Genomic DNA, 14,251 nt, shown 5'->3' with positions numbered 1-14,251 from the left:
TTCATCCTGTATTTCTCATGAGTTGGCATAGCGTAGCCCACTGTTTTTCTGTTAACATTGTTCTTGGCATGGTGATTATTTGTATAGTTACTTTTTGGCGAAACTGATTATACATCATCACCATGCCGTTCAAAAAAACCTCAAAGATCAACAGCCCCTAGGTATTTTGCTCAATACTTCATCAATTCTAATTTTGTTTTCAGTGCTAAGATTCATTAAATTAGCGGATAACTGAATCAAATTTTGTTCAGTTTTTACATCAAAACTAATTTTTCCTTTATCATTTTTAGTATAGCTTACATCTTTTAATGGGATGCGATAGCAAGAGGCAAACAAACTTGGGCGAATATAAAAAAAATTATCTTTAATCGCTAAATAAGGCGAACCATTAAGTTGCCTACCTAAAATAAATAAAATAATAGCAAGTACCAGCAAGAACATCCCTAAGCTTTGGCTCAGTACGATAAATATAACACTGACTGCGCCAAGCACGATAGAACGCAGCGTATTATTGCGATTATTAAAGGGCAGATTAATATCAAAGTCGATTTTAATTGTATGATCAAAGGTGGTTAATTGGTGGAAACGCCAGCGGGTTGCAGAAAAAATCATACCGCACATAAACACAATGGTCACTGGCATTAAGGCTAGGCTACTGATAAGCGTAACGGCAATTGCGAGTTTTGGTTTATAGCTCATGATCATCATGCTGATAATCTGAATAGGTAAACTGACGCAGGCAATGATCATTAAAACTCTCATTAATTCTGCATTTGCTGCACCATTTGAGCCATCAATGATGAGTTCACCTGTTTGGATCATATAAACTAATGTTCCGAGTAGAGCGATATTAAGTACGAGTCCTACCCAAACATAAAGATTGAATTTATTCATAAAATTCTCGGTTAGTCTGCTATTACAACGAATTGTGCCACAAAAATATAGAGTGTCGAGGGCTATTAATGTAAACAAAGCCCTGTGTTGAAAATTATCGACATTTTGGACGATATTTGATTGTTTGTAACTCAACTTATTTTTAACTACAAATATAAAAATCATAAAATAATTGTGCTGCGTGAAAGATATATTGATTTTTTTGTCATACATTAGTATTAAAATGTAAATATTCAAATTTAATGAATAAATCATTCAATAAACCCCTCTTTATTTGATTTCACTTAATGATGATAATTCCCCCTCAAAATAATTAATCAAAGGTATTATTTAGTTAGTAAATTAAATCAGTTATCAGTTACGTTACTATTGGCTAGCACTATAGGAACAGCTGTTGCATCAACTAGCAATGAGGGCTATTACGGGGCGGCAAGGGTTGCCAAGGTATGGCAAAAAGCAAGTAATATGGATACCAGCAGTCGGCCAGGTATTGGTCAGTTTGTTTCTGGCGATGATAAAGATAATTTCTATAATGGCTCAATTGCTGCGGGTTACCAATATGGTAATGGTTGGCGTACTGAGGCTGAGTATACTTTCAATAAAAAAGCAGAATATACGAGTGGCTCCAGTATCTTTGCTACAAGCTTCAATCATCATAAAACTGAATCGCAACGCTTAATGTTGAATGCTTACCGTGATTATGAAATCTATCAAGGTATTTCATTATACGGCACAGTTGGTATCGGTATTGCAAAAGTGAAATCTTCTGGCTGGCAAGGAAATGTTTCTCGTCAATATGCTAGTAACACTGATACCAACTTGGCTTACTCAATTGGTGCAGGGGTCAGTTATGAGCCTATCGAAAAATTGAATGTTGATCTCGGTTATCGTTACGTGGACTTAGGTAAGATTGAGAGTGGTATGAACCGTTTTACAAATGCGCGTGGCTTACAAGATGAGCAAATGAAAGCACATTTAAAATCACAAGAAATAGTGTTAGGCATAAGATATTTATTTTAACAATAGCCTTGTAATGATCCTTACTCATTGAGTTTATGTCATAAAAAAAGGTTGGCTAATTAGCCAACCTTTTATCTAATTAATCTAAAAATTTGATTACTTAGCTTTACCTTGATTCGCTACAGCGGCTTGTTTTGCTGCGATTTCATCTTGGTTGCCCAGATAGTAGTGTTTGATTGGTTTCATGTTTTCATCAAACTCATAAACTAATGGCACAGCAGTTGGGATATTTAGGTTCAGAATTTCTTCTTCGCCTAAGTTATCTAAGTATTTAACTAGAGCACGCAGTGAGTTACCGTGCGCAGCAATAATAATTTTTTCACCCGCAGCTACACGTGGTTTGATTTCTTCTTCCCAGTAAGGAATAACACGCTCAATTGTAGTTGCTAAGCTTTCAGTAACAGGCAGTTCGTTGCTTGGCAGTTTTGCATAGCGAGGGTCGTGTCCTGGGAAACGCTCATCTTCTTTAGTTAGCTCTGGTGGAGTGATAGCGAAACCACGACGCCATAATTTAACTTGTTCATCACCATATTTAGCAGCAGTTTCTGATTTATCCAGACCTTGCAGAGCACCATAATGACGCTCATTCAGTTTCCAGCTTTTTTCAACTGGCAGCCATTGCTGATCGACCTGATCAAGGATGCTCCATAAGGTATGGATTGCACGTTTCAGAACTGAGGTATATGCGAAATCAAAGACGAAGCCGTCTTCTTTCAGTAATTGACCTGCAATTTTAGCTTCTTCACGACCTTTTTCTGACAACTCAACATCCGTCCAGCCAGTGAAACGGTTTTCTTTATTCCACTCACTTTCACCGTGTCTTACCAAAACCAGTTTAGTTACAGCCATAGCTTAAACTCCTATCAGTACATTCAAATTAAAATGAATCATTTCTGACTATACATTATAGGGATAGTCAATCCGAACGCTAGTCACAACTGATGTTTTACCCAAACCAAATCAAAAAAGTCACGACAAGTTGTATTTATAGATAAAAATTTAGCCTATGAAGCTGCAAAATATTTGCCTAGCTTATCGTATTCTTATCCAATCATCATTTTTGCTGGGTAAGTGAAAAATAATAGATGTACTAGATTTAACCCGAAGTGAAACGATACAGCAAGCCATAATTTACCACTCCACATCCACGCCAATCCATAAATAATCCCCGATAGCGTCGCGAACAGGATTAATAATGGTCCGCCAGCAAAATGCACAGCACCAAATAATAGTGCACTAATGAAAAGAGCAAGGTAGGGAGAGCCAAACCACTGGGTTAAACGTTGCTGTAAATAACCTCGAAATAAGGCTTCCTCAGCGAGTGATACAAAAAAGAGATTACAAAGAATAAAGGCAGGAAGCCAAGCTGGAAAATGCCACTCAACACTAAGCCCACCGACAATAGTTGCTACGATAAGTAGTGCTGGAATGGAAATAACAAGCAGTATCCATTGCCAAGGTTTTGCCGTTTTGCTGGGATGTGAAGAAAATAAAGTTGGTAAACAGAGTAGTAAAATAAATGGGACAAGAGCTTTGTCAAAATTAAAGTACATTGTAAATGGAATGCTTTTCTCACCAACGATGACTTTATCGAGATATTTTAAATTATTAAAACCGGGGAATAGATGAATAAATAGTCCAATAGCACAGGCAACAAGAAAAATTTCACTAATAATTTTTACGGCTAAGTGACTTTCGAAGCTTGAGCGAATAAACCCAACAATGGCAATACTCGCTAAAAGTATGATAGCTGGCCAGCTCAATATATCAGTAAAAAAAGCTAATATTGTGTCGAGTAATAGCAAAAGTATCGCAATTAATCGATGTGTTGCGAGAGCTGCAAGTGAAGACGCTAATACAAACCAAACCATAATTATACCCATAAAATATTCTAATGATTAATTGTGCTGTAGTTTAATATTTTTTATCGTTTTTCCGAGATAAAACTCAATGAATTAGCTATTCTTCATTAGTAAAATAGTTAAAAAACATTATTAATCAAATAATTGGTGTTTTTTGTTTTTGATGGGATTAATTAATCAATAGATTGAAAACAGCCGATAAACAACTCTTAATTGCTTATCGGTTAGAATATTATGGCATTATTCGTATTCAATACTTTCAATATCATAACGATATTTGCCATTATCTGGCACAAACGTTAATCGATGGGTGATGCATGCTGGAGCATCTTCTTGATGATGAGTAACAAACAGTAATTGTGTTGAACCTTGGCTCAGCATCACATCAATAAATCGAAGTACTAATAAGCGATTTAAGCCATCAAGCCCTTGTAGCGGTTCATCTAAAATGAGGACAGATGGGTGTTTCACTAATGCGCGCGCGATCAGGACCAATCGCTGCTGACCCCATGACAAACTATGAAAAGGCTGTTGTGCCGTTTGTGCGGGGAACCCTAATAGTGCTAGCCACTCATGAGCTAATTGAACTTGGCGGTCAGAAGGTGTTTGATATAGGCCAATTGAGTCATAAAAGCCTGAAATGATCACATTAAGTACACTAGTCGCCACTCGATATTCTTGATGGATACTATTACTGACATAGCCAATATGGCGTTTAATATCCCAAATCGTTTCTCCGGTTCCTCTGCGGCGTCCAAATAACGTTAAATCGTTGCTGTAGCCTTGCGGGTGATCGCCGGTGATTAAACTTAATAACGTCGATTTTCCTGCACCATTTTCACCAATAATTTGCCAGTGTTCGTTCGCATTAACTTGCCAATTTAATCCATGCAAAATAGGCTTATCGTTATAGCTAACAATGCCATTTTTCAAGATAACTCTCGGGATATCATCAGATAGGGTATCTTGAAGTGTCGGATCTTCAGTCTCTGGAATGGTGAGCTGCTTAATTTTTTCACTGTGTTGAAGCTGGGTGATTAGCGTGTTAGCAAGTACTGACTCGCGATCTCCCGAGAGAGTGAGTTTACAATCAGCCAATACGCCCATGTTTTCAATGAAATCGGGAAGTTCATCAAAGCGATTAAGTATTAAAATTAGCGTTAATCCTTTTTCTGATAGGCTGAATAACAACTCACTAAGGCTGTTTCTGGAATAAACATCAAGACCATCAAAAGGTTCATCAAGGATGAGTAAATCGGGTTGACTCATTAATGCTTGGCACATTAAAACTTTGCGGGTTTCCCCTGTAGATAAATATTTAAACCGCCTAGAAAGCAAGTCACTAATTCCAAATTTCGCGGCTAATTCTAAACAACATTCATTATCTTTATGATTAAGTTGAATAATTTCAGCTGCGGTATAACCAGTGTCGTCCTCATTTTCGCTGACTAAATCGGTGTTATTACGCTGCCATTCATCATTTATAATTTTTTGTAATTGCTCGAAAGAGAGGCGAACGGGAGAAATAAAGGTATTTTTAACAATGCCAGATAAAGGTTTAAGCTCCCCTGAAAGTGCTTTTGCAAGTGAGGATTTACCGCTACCATTAGCACCAATAAATGCCCAGCTTTCATGCTTATTGATCACCAATTCAGGAATATCAAGTGTTTGTCTGTCACTCAGCCTAAAGCTGCTGTGATGTAGAGTGATAGTGCTCATATATCTTCCTTTAATATTAATGCCCTTCATACTTCGAACCGCAGCGTTGTTGACTGCATTCGCTCACGTCAGTCACATACTCATGTATGCTCCTAACGCTCACTCATTTGTCGCCTAGCTGCAATTCGAATTATTTGGGGCATGCCCTTCGTACCTCGAACCGCAGCGTTGTTGACTGCATTCGCTCACGTCAGTCACATACTCATGTATGCTCCTAACGCTCACTCATTTGTCGCCTAGCTGCAATTCGAATTATTTGGGGCATGCCCTTCGTACTTCGAACCGCAGCGTTGTTGACTGCATTCGCTCACGTCAGTCACATACTCATGTATGCTTCGAGCCTTGTTTACCGGTATAGCTTCAGTTTGTCGCTTAGCTGTAATTCGAATTATTTTATGTATGATCTCTATGTTTCAAATCATCATTAGCTAGCGGCTCGCATTATTTAGGGATATTTTTTATTTACCTTGTCTTCTCCACAAATAATCATGATTAAGAATAAAGTCAATCATTCACTGAAAAAGGCGCACAAAAAAGAGTAAGTACTTACCTATTTAATGGAAAACATAATAGCGATAGGTAAGTACAGGGGGATTAACACAGTGTGGCGATAATAACTTGGTCGGCATTAAATAGCGCAGTGACATTATCGTTGAGTTTAAGCTGCTGGCTATCAACATCTTGATTATTCAATGTTGAGCATAATGTTTCCCCACCAGTTAGAGTAACGAGTACTTCACTGTTCTCTTTACCGCGTTCAAGAGTGGTTATCTTCCCCACTAAAGCGTTATCAAACTCGCTAGCGATTGCTGATTGCTTGGTTAGTTTAACCCAGGGAGCTTTGATTAAAGCGAGTACTTCCTTACCTTCTACAAGGCCTAAGCGATTAGCACTCTGTTCGGTCAATGCTGCATTGATAATAGTTTTATTATCGGCCAACAGTATTCGGACATGTTGTTGGACGTGATTATGGTCGCGGGCTATTAAAGTACCAAAAAATTGGTTACGGGCACTGGTTTGTAGCGAGAATCTAGAAATTGCAGCCAACAGGCTATCAAGGGGTAAATTATCTTCTTTCAGTACATCAAAGGCTTTCTGCTGAATTTGCGCCAATAAATCGTAAAGTTGCAATAGCCTTTCGCCGTAATGTGTAAGTGTAGTGCCTCCACCACCTTTACCGCCTGTTGCTCTATCGACTAAAATATCGTCGGCAAGTTGGTTCATTTCATTAATAGCATCCCAAGCGCTTTTATAGCTAATCCCAGCGAGTTTAGCTCCTTGGCTAATAGAGCCCGTTGCTTTGATTTGTTTAAGCAATGAAACACGGCGGGGGTCAGCAAATAAACTACCTTGAAGTTTTAGTGTCAGTAAGATTTCTGCCTGCATAATTTAACCCTTCCTTTTAGGCTGGAAGTGACGATTGTAGTATAACTTAACGAAAAAAAGCACATTTAGTGTGTCGTCAAAAACGTAATTTGTCTAAAATGGCAAGCATTATAGCGCGAATATGTATTATCCCCATCATACTTCAAGCTGTATTGTTGTTGATAACGTTCAGCTACTTAGGTCACATAGTTATTTATATTCCCTGAGATAGTATTAATTGTGGCCTACATACAACTTGAATTATTTTGTGTATGCTATTTAAATTCGGCTTAATTTCCCTCGTCAGCGCATCAGTTGACTGGTGGACACAGTATCACTGAAGAGGCTTTTATGTTAGAAATTCTGAAAAGTATGGGCTTTGCCCTGTTGATGGTTCCGGTCGTCATGTGTTTAATTATGGGTTTGATTTATGGCCTAGGTTCTTTCTTTAACCTGTTATCTAAAGCACACGTCCCACATCATCATACCGAGAAAAAATAATTCTCATCCTTATTTACCTGCCCCTTTCGTAAATTAAATTTAAGGGGCAGGTACTCTCTCTTATTTTACGTCCTTTCTTGATATTCTTTTTAAGCGTACTCCCTTAAATTTTATCAAAAATTAACCAATTTATTGCGCCAGCACACTTTTATTCGTCCTATTGCTTTAAGTTATCGATATGTCCTGTTATATATAACGTGATAACCAATATTAGGATGGATTGAAATGAAAAAAAGTTTGATCAAATTACTCGCTGGTGCCACGATTACTCTTTCTATGGCAAGCCACAGTGTTGCTGCTGAAAAAATCACTGTTTTCGCTGCGGCTTCACTGACGAATGCGATGAATGAAATTTCTGAGCAATATAAAAAAGAAAGTAAAGTAGACGTTGTATCCTCTTATGCATCATCATCGACGCTTGCTCGCCAAATCGAACAAGGAGCGCCTGCAAATCTGTTTATCTCTGCCGATCAGCAATGGATGAACTATGCTATTGATAAGAACTTGATGGTCGAAAATACGCGTTACACTTTATTAGGTAATGAATTGGTGTTGATTGCGCCAAAAGATTCTAAAATTGATAAAGTAGAAATTAATAAACAAACAGATTGGAAAAAGTTGCTTGATGGCGGCCGCCTTGCTGTTGGTGATCCTGACCACGTTCCTGTAGGCATCTATGCTCAAGAAGCACTGAGTAACCTTGGTGCATGGGATACCGTTAATCCAATGTTAGCACGAACCAATAACGTACGTAGTGGCATGGCATTGGTTGAACGTGATGAAGCACCACTCGGTATTGTTTATGGTTCAGATGCGGTTGCAAGCCAAAAAGTGAAAGTGGTTGGTATTTTCCCAGCAGATACACATAAACCTGTCGAATATCCAATGGCTATCGTGAAAGATCAAGATAATAAAGCCACTCGTGACTTTTATGAATACCTGAAAACCCCTGCGGCTTCTGAGGTATTTAAACGCTACGGTTTCACCCCACGTTAAGGGATTATAGTCTTGCAGATGTTAAGCGCTTATGAATGGGAAGCTATTTATCTTAGCTTGAAAGTATCCAGTGTAGCTGTGGTTTTTAGCTTACCTCTGGGCATATTGGTTGCATGGATATTAGTTCGCTGTAACTTCCCGGGGAAAACACTGCTTGATAGTATTATCCATTTACCACTGGTGCTTCCACCAGTGGTAGTCGGGTATTTATTATTGATCAGTATGGGACGCCGCGGTTTTATTGGTGAGTGGTTATACAACTGGTTTGGATTTAGTTTTACCTTTAGCTGGCGAGGTGCTGCGTTGGCTTCTGCTGTGGTTGCTTTTCCCTTAATGGTTCGAGCGATCCGTTTAGCGCTCGAAGCTGTTGATCGTAAACTCGAGCAAGCTGCTAGAACATTAGGCGCTAATCCATTACGAGTCTTTTTTACTATCACTATTCCATTATCGTTGCCCGGTATCATTGTTGGCACTGTACTGGCGTTTGCTCGTTCATTGGGTGAGTTTGGTGCTACGATTACCTTTGTATCGAATATCCCCGGCGAAACACAAACCATTCCACTTGCAATGTATACCTTAATTGAAACACCGGGTGCTGAAGTTGATGCGGCTCGCTTGTGTGTTATCGCGATTGTATTAGCCTTGATTTCATTGTTGATTTCAGAATGGTTGACCCGTTGGGGTAAAAAACGACTAGGGGTAGCCTAATATGTTAGAACTTGACTTTTCCCAGAAACTCGGTGATTTACAATTAGAAGTCAAAACGGAATTACCAACGGAGAGTATTACGGCTATTTTTGGTCTCTCTGGTGCAGGTAAGACGTCATTAATTAATGTAATTGGTGGTTTAACTAAGCCTAACAGTGGGCGGATCGTTCTTAATGGTCGTACGCTGGTGGATATGGATAAACGTATTTGTTTGCCACCAGAAAAACGTCATATCGGTTATGTTTTTCAAGATGCTCGACTTTTTCCTCATTATCGAGTGAAAAGTAATCTACGGTATGGAATGGCTCCTGAAATGAATAGCAGGTTTGATGAGATAGTTGGTCTATTAGGTATTGAAAAATTGCTCAACCGCTTTCCTATCACGTTATCGGGCGGAGAAAAGCAACGTGTCGCTATTGGTCGTGCGCTTTTAACCGCTCCTGAAATTTTATTGATGGATGAACCATTAGCATCATTAGATTTACCACGTAAGCGCGAGCTATTACCTTATCTTGAAAAACTCTCTCAAGATGTAAAAATCCCCATCTTATATGTGAGTCATAGCCTTGATGAAATTTTGCGCCTTGCCGACAAAGTGATTGTCATGGCACAAGGTAAAGTAAAGGCTTTTGGACCATTAGAAGAGGTTTGGGCGAGTAGTGCTTTACGTCCTTGGTTACAACAAGATACATTGAGCAGCGTACTTAGTGTGACATGTCACGGACATCATCCAGATTATGAAATGACAGCTGTTATCGTCGGTGGGCAAAAACTGTGGATCCCACACGTTGATGCTGAAAAAGATAGTGAGCTACGTCTGCGTATTGATGCTTCCGATGTTTCTTTGGTGTTGGAAAAACCACAAACTAGTAGTATTCGCAATATTCTCTCTGCTGAAGTGGTCGAATGGGTGGAAGATGGTGAACAAGTTGATGTGAAGCTCGATTTAGGTGATCAACACTACTTGTGGGCTCGTATTACACGTTGGGCGCGTGATGAATTAGCTATTCGTAAAGGTCGAAAAGTCTATGCGCAGGTTAAGAGTGTTTCGTTGAGTCGGCAGCTGTAGTTATCCTTTTATCATTCATACATCACGCTGTGGTGTTGCTGGCAGCGTTATGTATGCCACCTAGCCACAACGCAAATTATTTGGGATAGCTTTTGTATTAACAATAGAAAATTCGAGAATAATTTATCTGTGTGACATGTCACGAAATATAGCTAATAATTTGTTATTTATAAAGTTTTTAAGAGTTAATTGTAAGCTGAATTATTTTACATAGTTGTTGTGTTAGTGATAGAAAATCCAAGAATAATTTATCAATGTGACATGTCACGAAATTCATCTAACAAATTGATATTTAGTAGTTTTTTAAGAATTAGTTGTAAGTTGAATTATTTTGCACAGATGCTATATTCGTTGAATCTATAATACAATAACTCAATGATTTTATTATTTATAATATATCATCTATAATAAATTTATCCGATATTATCTTTTACAATAACTATCGGGAAATGAATTTTATTATTCATTTAAATAATAATGACAGATTAATACGCTTAATATAAGATTGAAAAATAGTTTAATTCACTGTTTGAAAATTAATTAAAAAATAATCTTGAGAATAGATTTGTCCACATCTGATTTATTTATTGAATAAACTTATCTTATTGTCTATTCTTTGTGAAAGAATTCACATTCAAAATTGCCTCTTTAAAATAACACTTTGATTATTAATACGTTAGCTATTTATAAATTTATACTATGCTAAAAAATTCAAAAAGTAGAACTAGTTTGTTAGCCATGACTTAATGAAAAAATAATTATGTAATAAATGTTATTGGTTATATTTAAAATAATTTATGGGTAATCGTTAATAATCAGAAGTAAAAACAATCAAAAAAAGAATATTTATTGTAATTAACTTTTCTTGGTTGGCGGATTAATTTCGTCGATCCTATCTAATTTAGATTACATTAAGTGCATTTATTTAGGATATAGTGCTTATGATTTATATAATGATTATGCTTTATGGAAGAGAGAGAGCAAGAAATTTTTTTGGGCTGTTTTATGCACTTCATTACTGGGTTTTCTTATAGGAGCCTACTATTTCCTGTTGCCATTTTTTACCAATCCTAACCAACATACTCTTATTTTATGCATTCCCATTTTATTAGAATCAATTCGATCTTTTGTTTGCGCTTTCTATAGCCAAGGCGCAACGCGGCGTTTACGAATCAGTAGGGGGTTAGTACTGCTCTTAATGATTTATATTATCATATTTGCAGAAATTCACCCATGGAATGCGATTTTATCTGGTTTTATCACCGGTTTATATTTGATGTTTAGCTCTGTTTGGAAAATGTCAAATAGCTTTATATTGAGATTTAAAAATTGGGGAAAAATATTTATTATTTCTGCAGTTGAATTTTGCATAGGAATTTGGAATTTTATTCCTTGGTCTTTTGACTATTCATCGCGCCAAATATATTGGGATGTAGGCACGCTTATTGTTATCTATTCCTTTAATTTGTCAGTGGTTTATTATTTTGTAATCAATAGTGAAACAAAAGAAGAAAAAGAAGAGAGACTTAAAGAAAATAAAATAGATAAAGAAGAAATTCGCCATGTAGGTACTGTACATGTATGGACAACGACTGGGAAGCTCCCATTATTTTATAATATCGTAGAGCGTTATATCATATCCAGAAACGCATCTGGAGTTATTAGTACTGGGCATGTCTCTTTTGAATTAGATGATATTTACATTAGTCACTATCCTGAAAATGATATCGACAGAGATGCCACTCAATTTATGAGTATTTTGAAATCTACAAATGAAAATGATGCATCCGGTATTTTTCAACCAAACTATGAGTATGAAGTGGGGATATCATCACCTTCAGTATTTAAAATTAGTATTGAAGGGGTTAGTAAAGAGAAACTCGATGCTTTTTGGTCTGAGTATCGAAAAAACACCACTTATAATTTAACGAATAGGAACTGTTCTACTGTTGTTTCGCTTGCTATCACAAAAAGCACTGAAGGGTATTTTTACGAGAAAAAAGGCGGATTAGCTCTTTTTTAAAGCTGTTATTTAGCCCTGAATTATGGGTAATGGCTCAACTAAGAAAACATGCTGCTATCATGACTTGGACTCCGGGTATTGTTTTAGATTATACCCGTGCTATGTCATTTGTATTAAAGTTATAATGTTGAGGCATGTGTATGAATCAAAATAATTTCTGGGTGGATGAATATAGTCATAAACCTTACGTTAAATTTAATGAAACTCATTCGGAAGTTAAAATTTTTAATTTTAGAACATTTAGTTCTGTTAATGAAAATCACTATATTTGGGATGAAAGGGAATATAAGTTATCAGATTTAATCAGTGTAGATTTAGCCCAATCACATTGGTCAGGAGACATGATAGCTCATGTATTTTTAAGTTTTGGTTTCGCTAATGGTCAATATATTTCTATTTCAATTGAAACTAGGCGAAGAAAAGAACAAAAATATTCGATGTGGAAAGGTTTTTTTTATAATTATGATATAATTTATATTGTTGCTGATGAAATTGATTTGATCGGAACAAGAGTAAATATTAGAAATGAAGATGTCTATCTATTTCCTTTGAATTTAGATAAAGACTTGATTGAGTTACTTTTTGTAAACTATCTTGGAAGCGTTAATGAAATTAATAAACATGATACGAAATATCATACTTTATGGAATAATTGTACGACAAATATCTTTAAAATAGCGAAAAAAACCTATCCTAATTTAAAATTCGATTGGAAAATTATGGTTAGTGGATATGCTTTTAAATATTGTTTTCAACAGGGTTTTATTGATCAAAAATATATTTCAAATAAAATCAAATTGCCTATTATTGATATTAATGATCAGCTGTTTTCTGTGAAAATAAGAGAACAATTAAATTAAATTTTTTTAATGAATTAGACATAACTTAAACATCATCTTAGTCGATTTTATTACGGTGAGTAGAATCTAAAAAACCATCACTTAATATTCCTCTGTAAAATGGAACTTAAGTGATGGTTTGAACAATTTTCAGGTCAATTGTTCATATTACAAAACGTATTTACGGATCACTTCAGCAATGCCCGGTTGAGTGTTATCACGGGTAACCAATTTAGCTTGTTGTTTGATTTCATCAACAGCGTTACCCATTGCAACACCCAGCCCTGCGGTTGTCAGCATGCTGAGGTCATTAAAGTTATCACCAAAAGCAATTACATCATTCATGGTCATACCTTGTGATTCAACCCATTGTTTCAGCCGATGACCTTTGCTATTACCTTTACGACCGACATCAACCTGATCAACCCACGACCATTCACACTCCAAACCAAAGTCGTTTTCAATACCTTGAATGACATCTTTGAGTTCATCCAAATTTTCTGAACTGACAGCAAATTTCCAGATTGATTTATAATCGTGCATCACATCTGCATAATTTTCGACAAACTGAATATTAGGGCGCTGCGCTTCAGGCAACGTCTGCGCCCAATTAAGCGTTCTTTTGATGCCTTCTGTTGGCGCGTTATACAGCATAGCATCGTCGACATACATCAGATGCTGAATATCGGTGCCATGTAACCTTTCAATCATCTGTGTTGCAGATTCTAATGTCATTGGATCTGAGGCAAGGACTTTTTTTCCTAAATAGTCATAAAGGTAAGTCCCATTGCAGCAAATAGCTGGTGTATCAAGGTTCAACTCTTGATAGAACGGGTGAATGGCGACATGGTGACGGCCTGTGACTATCAGGACTTGAACACCTTGACGGCGAGCTTCATTTAACGCAGCTATAGATTCAGGCAGAATTTTCTTTTGAGGATCAAGCAGTGTTCCATCAAGATCGAGCGCAATAACGCGGTATGACATAAACGACTCCACGTGATTTTAGGTTATATTTTAGCTGGCTGATTACAACTAAATCAGTTAACTAAAATTGGATTAAGCTAGGGGCTGTTGGTCTTTTAAGGTCAATTTTCGTTCGAATTAAAGGCCGTTACTTAAGGTAAAAAGAGGCAAGATAGGATCAAAGAAATGCAATATCTTTGAATTGAACCTGTAGGGCCGCTTTTATTTAGCACAATATAATATAGGTTTTAATTAACCCAATTTGCATTCAAGTTTTATTGCAAAACAA

13 protein-coding genes are annotated in these 14,251 nt (G+C 36.8%); 7 read left to right on the top strand and 6 right to left on the bottom strand.

Annotated elements, in window-relative coordinates; all coding sequences use genetic code 11:
* Window positions 1-147 precede the first annotated feature (147 nt).
* Entirely contained in the window at window positions 148-1,149 is a 1,002-nt protein-coding gene (locus tag OOA_RS10110) for a hypothetical protein (protein ID WP_008912056.1), read from the bottom strand.
* 114 nt (window positions 1,150-1,263) lie between these two features.
* Between OOA_RS10110 and OOA_RS10105 the strand changes: the two genes are divergently transcribed.
* The gene (locus tag OOA_RS10105; RefSeq protein ID WP_236611182.1) at window positions 1,264-1,914 is read left to right on the top strand and encodes an outer membrane protein; all 651 of its coding nucleotides are present in this window, start codon (window positions 1,264-1,266) and stop codon (window positions 1,912-1,914) included.
* 96 nt (window positions 1,915-2,010) lie between these two features.
* On the opposite strand, the gene gpmA is transcribed toward OOA_RS10105, so the two are convergent.
* The 4 genes from gpmA to modE form a co-directional block, all read right to left on the bottom strand.
* On the bottom strand, window positions 2,011-2,763 hold the full coding sequence (gene gpmA / locus OOA_RS10100; protein WP_008912054.1) for a 2,3-diphosphoglycerate-dependent phosphoglycerate mutase: 753 nt from the start codon (window positions 2,761-2,763) through the stop codon (window positions 2,011-2,013).
* Window positions 2,764-2,957: 194 nt separating this feature from the next.
* On the bottom strand, window positions 2,958-3,785 hold the full coding sequence (locus OOA_RS10095; protein WP_008912053.1) for a CPBP family intramembrane glutamic endopeptidase: 828 nt from the start codon (window positions 3,783-3,785) through the stop codon (window positions 2,958-2,960).
* A gap of 231 nt (window positions 3,786-4,016) precedes the next feature.
* Complete coding sequence (modF, locus tag OOA_RS10090) at window positions 4,017-5,495, bottom strand: molybdate ABC transporter ATP-binding protein ModF (protein ID WP_008912052.1); 1,479 nt, start codon at window positions 5,493-5,495, stop codon at window positions 4,017-4,019.
* Between the two features lie 594 nt (window positions 5,496-6,089).
* Window positions 6,090-6,881, bottom strand: a complete 792-nt coding sequence (modE, locus tag OOA_RS10085; protein WP_008912051.1) for a molybdenum-dependent transcriptional regulator — start codon at window positions 6,879-6,881, stop codon at window positions 6,090-6,092.
* Window positions 6,882-7,211: 330 nt separating this feature from the next.
* On the opposite strand from modE, the gene OOA_RS20045 reads away from it, so the two are divergent.
* From OOA_RS20045 to OOA_RS10055, 6 genes are all read left to right on the top strand, one after another.
* A complete protein-coding gene (locus OOA_RS20045) occupies window positions 7,212-7,361 on the top strand; it encodes an AcrZ family multidrug efflux pump-associated protein (protein ID WP_008912050.1) in 150 nt (49 codons plus the stop codon).
* A gap of 225 nt (window positions 7,362-7,586) precedes the next feature.
* Complete coding sequence (modA, locus tag OOA_RS10075; protein ID WP_008912049.1) at window positions 7,587-8,357, top strand: molybdate ABC transporter substrate-binding protein; 771 nt, start codon at window positions 7,587-7,589, stop codon at window positions 8,355-8,357.
* Window positions 8,358-8,375: 18 nt separating this feature from the next.
* Window positions 8,376-9,065 carry a molybdate ABC transporter permease subunit gene (gene modB, locus OOA_RS10070; protein WP_008912048.1) on the top strand — a complete coding sequence of 230 codons (690 nt, stop codon included), beginning with the start codon at window positions 8,376-8,378 and terminating at the stop codon, window positions 9,063-9,065.
* A 1-nt stretch (window position 9,066) separates the two neighbouring features.
* Window positions 9,067-10,134 carry a molybdenum ABC transporter ATP-binding protein ModC gene (gene modC / locus OOA_RS10065; protein ID WP_008912047.1) on the top strand — a complete coding sequence of 356 codons (1,068 nt, stop codon included), beginning with the start codon at window positions 9,067-9,069 and terminating at the stop codon, window positions 10,132-10,134.
* Between the two features lie 1,198 nt (window positions 10,135-11,332).
* Window positions 11,333-12,157, top strand: coding sequence for a hypothetical protein (locus tag OOA_RS10060; protein ID WP_008912046.1), 825 nt, complete (start codon window positions 11,333-11,335; stop codon window positions 12,155-12,157).
* A gap of 140 nt (window positions 12,158-12,297) precedes the next feature.
* A complete protein-coding gene (locus OOA_RS10055; protein ID WP_008912045.1) occupies window positions 12,298-13,017 on the top strand; it encodes an Lnb N-terminal periplasmic domain-containing protein in 720 nt (239 codons plus the stop codon).
* 147 nt (window positions 13,018-13,164) lie between these two features.
* Here OOA_RS10055 and OOA_RS10050 read toward each other — a convergent pair whose 3' ends face one another.
* Window positions 13,165-13,983, bottom strand: a complete 819-nt coding sequence (locus tag OOA_RS10050; RefSeq protein ID WP_008912044.1) for a pyridoxal phosphatase — start codon at window positions 13,981-13,983, stop codon at window positions 13,165-13,167.
* Window positions 13,984-14,251: the final 268 nt, after the last annotated feature.

Origin of the sequence: Providencia burhodogranariea DSM 19968, from assembly GCF_000314855.2 — a bacterium.
GTDB classification, from domain to species: domain Bacteria; phylum Pseudomonadota; class Gammaproteobacteria; order Enterobacterales; family Enterobacteriaceae; genus Providencia; species Providencia burhodogranariea.
The sequence above is the reverse complement of the archived record's forward strand: the minus strand, read 5'-3'. Positions and strand labels throughout refer to the sequence as shown.

Bases quoted from the DNA above. Each gene is read 5' to 3' on its own strand.
- OOA_RS10050 (WP_008912044.1), bottom strand. From the start codon at position 13,983: ATGTCATACCGCGTTATTGCGCTCGATCTTGATGGAACACTGCTTGAT.
- OOA_RS10110 (WP_008912056.1), bottom strand. From the start codon at position 1,149: ATGATTTATTCATTAAATTTGAATATTTACATTTTAATACTAATGTAT.
- modB (WP_008912048.1), top strand. From the start codon at position 8,376: ATGTTAAGCGCTTATGAATGGGAAGCTATTTATCTTAGCTTGAAAGTA.
- modE (WP_008912051.1), bottom strand. From the start codon at position 6,881: ATGCAGGCAGAAATCTTACTGACACTAAAACTTCAAGGTAGTTTATTT.
- modF (WP_008912052.1), bottom strand. From the start codon at position 5,495: ATGAGCACTATCACTCTACATCACAGCAGCTTTAGGCTGAGTGACAGA.
- modA (WP_008912049.1), top strand. From the start codon at position 7,587: ATGAAAAAAAGTTTGATCAAATTACTCGCTGGTGCCACGATTACTCTT.
- OOA_RS20045 (WP_008912050.1), top strand. From the start codon at position 7,212: ATGTTAGAAATTCTGAAAAGTATGGGCTTTGCCCTGTTGATGGTTCCG.
- modC (WP_008912047.1), top strand. From the start codon at position 9,067: ATGTTAGAACTTGACTTTTCCCAGAAACTCGGTGATTTACAATTAGAA.
- gpmA (WP_008912054.1), bottom strand. From the start codon at position 2,763: ATGGCTGTAACTAAACTGGTTTTGGTAAGACACGGTGAAAGTGAGTGG.
- OOA_RS10095 (WP_008912053.1), bottom strand. From the start codon at position 3,785: ATGGTTTGGTTTGTATTAGCGTCTTCACTTGCAGCTCTCGCAACACAT.
- OOA_RS10060 (WP_008912046.1), top strand. From the start codon at position 11,333: ATGATTTATATTATCATATTTGCAGAAATTCACCCATGGAATGCGATT.
- OOA_RS10055 (WP_008912045.1), top strand. From the start codon at position 12,298: ATGAATCAAAATAATTTCTGGGTGGATGAATATAGTCATAAACCTTAC.